The sequence below is a fragment of the Streptomyces sp. NPDC048002 genome, assembly GCF_040653275.1.
GTDB lineage: Bacteria > Actinomycetota > Actinomycetes > Streptomycetales > Streptomycetaceae > Streptomyces.
This window is the reverse complement of record NZ_JBEZNL010000084.1, coordinates 1-5300: the sequence shown is the minus strand read 5'-3', so window position 1 is coordinate 5300 and position 5300 is coordinate 1. Positions and strand designations below refer to the sequence as shown.

At 69.7% G+C, this 5300-nt stretch carries 1 protein-coding gene; it reads right to left on the bottom strand.

From position 1 onward, the window contains the following. Positions 1–5288, bottom strand: a 5288-nt coding sequence (locus AB0E07_RS39740; protein ID WP_362263344.1) for a type I polyketide synthase, incomplete at its 3' end; no start/stop codon positions are given. Positions 5289–5300 lie beyond the last annotated feature (12 nt).

Here is a 5300-nt window from a genome sequence, read left to right as displayed (position 1 = left end):
ACCGACTCCCCCAACACCACCTCCGCAAAAACCTCAACACCCCGCCGCCACACACCCCGCAAACCCCGAAACACACCCCCATACCCATAACCAGCGGCCTCGGCATCGGCGTAGAAGCCGGTCACGTCGACGGGCTCCGCGCCCGGCGGGGGCCACTCGGCGAGGTCGGCCGGAATCGGCACCACATCGTTCGAGACGGCACCAACGGCGTAGGTGGTCCACGGCGCTTCCACGTCCGAGTCGTCGAGCCGCCCGTGGATGGTGAGAGTGCGGCGTCCAGCGTCGTCGGGTGACGCGACGACGACCTGGAGCTGCACCGCACCGTCCTCGGTGAGGACGAGGGGAGTCTGGAGAGTCAGTTCGTCCAGATGGCCGCAGCCGACCTCGTCCCCCGCGCGAATCGCCAGCTCCACGAACCCGGTCCCCGGGAACACGACAGTCCCGGCCACGGAGTGACCGGCGAGCCACGGATGAGTACGGAGCGACAGCCGGCCGGTCAGCATGACACCGCCATCGACGGCAAGGCTCACGGCCGCGCCCAGCAGCGGATGGTCGACAACGGCAAGACCCAGTTCGGCGGGGTCACCTGTGACCGTGGTCGCCCCGACCCAGAATCGCTCGCGCTGGAAGGCGTAGGTCGGCAGATCGACCCGCTCCACGGCACGCCCCGCGAAGACGGCGGCCCAGTCGATGTCGACACCCCGCACCCACAGTTCAGCGGCACCGGCGATCAGCCGGGCGTTCTCGTCCTCGTCCCGACGCAGGCTCCCCACAACGGTGACCGACGTCTCGGCCGCCTCCGCGATGGCCTGCACCGCAGTCGTCAACACCGGATGCGCGCTGACCTCGACGAGCTGGGAGTGCCCGCGCCCAAGGGCTTCCTCGACCGCGTCGGTGAACTGCACCGGTCGACGCAGACCCTCGTACCAGTAGGTCGCGTCCATCGTCGACGTGTCCAGGACCTCACCGGTCACCGTCGAGATCAACGGGACGCGGGAAGCACGCGGCCGTACGGGCGCCAGCACCTCAAGCAACCGATCGCGGATGCCCTCGACCTGCGCGGAGTGGGAGGCGTAGTCGACGGGCACGCGGCGGGCCCGTACTCCGGCGGCTTCTGCTGCGGCCGCGATCTCGTCCAGAGCTTGGGGATCACCGGCCACGACAGTCGCATCCGGACCGTTGAAGACAGCGACCGACGCTCGATCGCCATACGGCCCGACCCACTCCGACACCCGCTCCGGACCGGACGCCAGCGACAACATGCCACCACGACCAGCGAGTTCGTCCCGAACGGCCGCCGACCGCAGCGCCACCACCCGCGCCGCATCCTCCAACGACAGCGCACCCACCACCGCCGCAGCCGCAATCTCACCCTGCGAATGACCAATGACCCCCGCCGGCACCACCCCGAGCGACTCCCACACCGCAGCCAGCGACACCATCACCGCCCACAACACCGGCTGCACCACATCAACCCGCTCAAGCCAGGAGTCGTCGCCGCCTCGCAGCACCCCACTCAACGACCACTCCACAAAAGGCTCCAGCGCCGCCTCACACTCACCAATCCGGGAGGCGAACACCGGCGAGGACACCAACAACCCCCGCCCCATCCCCACCCACTGCGACCCCTGCCCCGGAAACACGAACACCGCTGCGTCGGTACCGGCCCCAGTCGCGCCCGAGACGGCATTGTGGGCGGCACCGCCCGAGGCCATCGCCTCAAGCCCATCAGTCAACTCGCCCGACTCGCGCCCCCACACGACAGCCCGATGCTCAAGCCCCGACCGTGAGGACCACAGGCCCCACCCCACATCGACCGGATCACCCGACACACCCAGAAGCCGCTGCGCCTGAGCCGCCAACGCCTCCGGTGTACGCCCGGACACCAGCCACGGCACCACCGGCGACCCGGACAAGCCACCGGAGCCGGAGACCACCAGTGGCACCGCGCCCTCGTCGGCCTCCTCCAGAATCACGTGGGCGTTCGTCCCGGAGATACCGAAGGCCGAAACGCCCGCGCGTGCGGGGCGGTCGCCCGCGCGCAGTTCCACCGGAGCGGTGAGCAGCCGTACGCCTCCGGATGTCCAGTCGACGTGAGGCGTGGGCTCGTCGACATGCAGGGTGCGCGGCAGCACGCCTGCCCGCATCGCCATCACCATCTTGATGACACCAGCGACACCCGCCGCCGCCTGCGTATGCCCGACGTTCGACTTCACCGACCCCAACCACAAAGGCCGTTCGGCATCCCGCCCCTGCCCGTACGTCGCCAGAAGCGCCTCGGCCTCGATCGGATCGCCCAGGGTCGTGCCCGTGCCATGGGCCTCGACCACGTCCACCTCACTCGCCGCCACACCGGCGTTGGCGAGGGCCGCACGGATGACCCGCTGCTGCGACGGACCGTTCGGCGCCGTCAACCCATTGGACGCGCCGTCCTGATTGATCGCGGATCCCCGGACGACCGCCAGCACCCGGTGTCCCTTGGCCCGCGCGTCGGACAGCCGCTCCACCACCAGGACCCCGACACCCTCCGCCCACCCGGTACCGTCCGCCGCCGCCGCAAAGGGCTTGCACCGACCGTCCGCAGCGAGCCCCCGCTGACGGCTGAACTCAAGGAACAGGCCGGGACTCGGCATCACGGTCACTCCGCCCGCGAGCGCGAGATCGCACTCACCGTTGCGCAACGACTGCACCGCCAGATGCAGCGCGACCAACGACGACGAACACGCCGTGTCCACCGTGACCGCCGGCCCCTCCAGACCGAACGAGTACGACAACCGACCCGAGACCACACTCGCCGCGTTGCCGGTCAGCGAGAAACCTTCGACGTCTGCAGGCGTGCGCTCCAGATCGACCAGGTAGCCGGGGTAACCGGCGCCGACGAAGACTCCGCTGTTCGACCCCTTCAGCGAGGCCGTGGCGATACCGGCGCGCTCCAGTGCCTCCCAGGTGGTCTCCAGCAGGAGTCTCTGCTGCGGGTCCATCGCGAGCGCCTCACGGGGCGCGATACCGAAGAGGTGCGGGTCGAACTCGGCTGCCTCGTAGAGGAATCCGCCCTGCCTGGTGTAACTGGTACCGGGGTGGGCGGGGTCGGGGTCGTAGAGAGCGTCCAAGTCCCAGCCACGGTCGGCCGGGAAGTCCCCGACCGCGTCGCCACCCTCATCGACCACCCGCCACAGGTCCTCGGGGGACGCGACCCCGCCGGGGTAACGGCAGGCCATGCCCACGATCGCGATGGGCTCGTCGGGCCGGGCGGACGTGGTGATCGTGGGCGTACCCACCGCTTCGTCAGCCGCCCCCCAGAGCTGCGCATGGAGATGGCCTGCCAGACGAGACGGGGTCGGGTGGTCGAAGACCAGACCGGTAGGGAGCCTGAGGCCGGTGGCCGTGCCGAGGCGATTGCGCAGTTCGACGGCGGTGAGCGAGTCGAAGCCCTGCTCCTTGAAGGAACGTTCGGCGTCGACGGACCCTTCGGAGCGGTGCCCGAGCACCGCTGCGACATGCGTCCGGACGAGGTCAACAAGGCGTCGTTCCCGCTCAGTTCGGTCAAGCCCGGCGAACTGCTCGGTGAGCGCAACCGCGTCCGGGACTCCAGCCGTCATGGCAGCCGTACGGCGGCCGGGGGTGGTGCGGACGAGTACGCTGAGGAGTGCGGGTACGGACTCGGCGCGGCGCAGTGCGGCGAGGTCGAGGCGCGCCGGCACCAGGGCGGCATCGGACGACGCGAGGGCCCTGTCCAGCAGTGCGAGCGCCTCCGCGGACGGCATCGGGGCCAGGCCGGTACGGCTCAGCCGCTGACGGTCGGCCCTGCCCAGCTCACCCGTCATCCCACTCGCCTGCTCCCACAGGCCCCACGCCAACGACGACGCCACCAACCCCTCGGCCCGACGCCGCTGCGCCAGTGCGTCAAGGAACGCGTTCGCAGCGGCGTAGTTGGCCTGGCCGGCTCCACCCAGCACACCCGCGACCGACGAATAAAGGACGAACAGGGCTAGGTCGGCGTCACGGGTCAGCTCATGGAGGTTGACGGCCGCCTGCGCCTTCGGGCCCCATACCTCGGCCAGCTGCTCGGCGGTGAGGGAAGTGACCAGCCCGTCGGCCAGGACACCGGCGGCGTGCACGACACCGGTGAGATTGCGGCCGTCGAGGAGGGCGGCGAGCTGGGCCCGGTCGGCGGCATCGCAGGCCGCCACCTCAACCGTTGCCCCCAACTCGGACAGATCAGCGACGAGTTCGGCGGCTCCTGGGGCGTCCGGGCCGGTGCGGCTGGTGAGAAGGAGACGCCGGACACCGTGCTCGGCCACCAGATGACGCGCCAGAAGCCCGCCCAGCGTGCCCGTGCCGCCGGTGACCAGGACCGTCCCCTCGGGATCAAGGGACCGCGGCATCGTCAGGACCACCTTGCCGACATGCCTGGCCTGACTCATGAACCGGAACGCCTCCGACGCCCGACGCACATCCCACGCCCGCACCGGCAACGGCACCAACACCCCCGCCTCGAAAAGGGACATCAACGCACGCAGCATCTCCCCGATCCGGACCGGCCCGGCATCCAACATGTCGAACGCCTCATACCGAACCCCCGGCCAACCCTCCGCAACCACCCCCGCATCACGGACGTCGGTCTTCCCCATCTCCAGGAACCGACCACCCGCACCCAGCAAACCCAGCGACACATCAACGAACTCACCCGCCAACGCGTTCAACACCACATCAACACCAGCGCCCGCGAACACCTCCCCGAACCCCACATCACGCGAGGACGCAACCTCCCCCTCACCCAAACCCAGACCCGCCAGCACACCCCACTTCCCCGGACTCGCCGTCGCCAGGACACCAGCCCCCAAATGCCGCGCCAACTGCACCGCAGCCATCCCCACACCACCAGCACCCGCATGCACCAAAACCGTCTCACCAGGCCGCACACCACCCAGATCGACCAACGCATAGAACGCCGTCAAAAACACCACCGGAACAGCCGCCGCACACTCAAACGACCACCCCACCGGCACCGGAACCAACACCCGCGCATCCGCCACCGCCAACGGCCCGAAACTCTCCATGACCAGGCCCATCACCCGGTCGCCAGGAGCGAACTCGGTGACGTCTTCACCGACTTCAAGGACGACGCCCGCGGCCTCGCTGCCCAGCACGGGCAACCCCGGGTACATGCCGAGGCTCATCAGCACATCGCGGAAGTTCACCCCTGCCGCACGAACCGCGATCCGCACCTGCCCAGCCGCCAACGGTGCCGAGGACTCCGGCGCCTCGACCAGCGCAAGCCCCTCCAACGTCCCCTCACC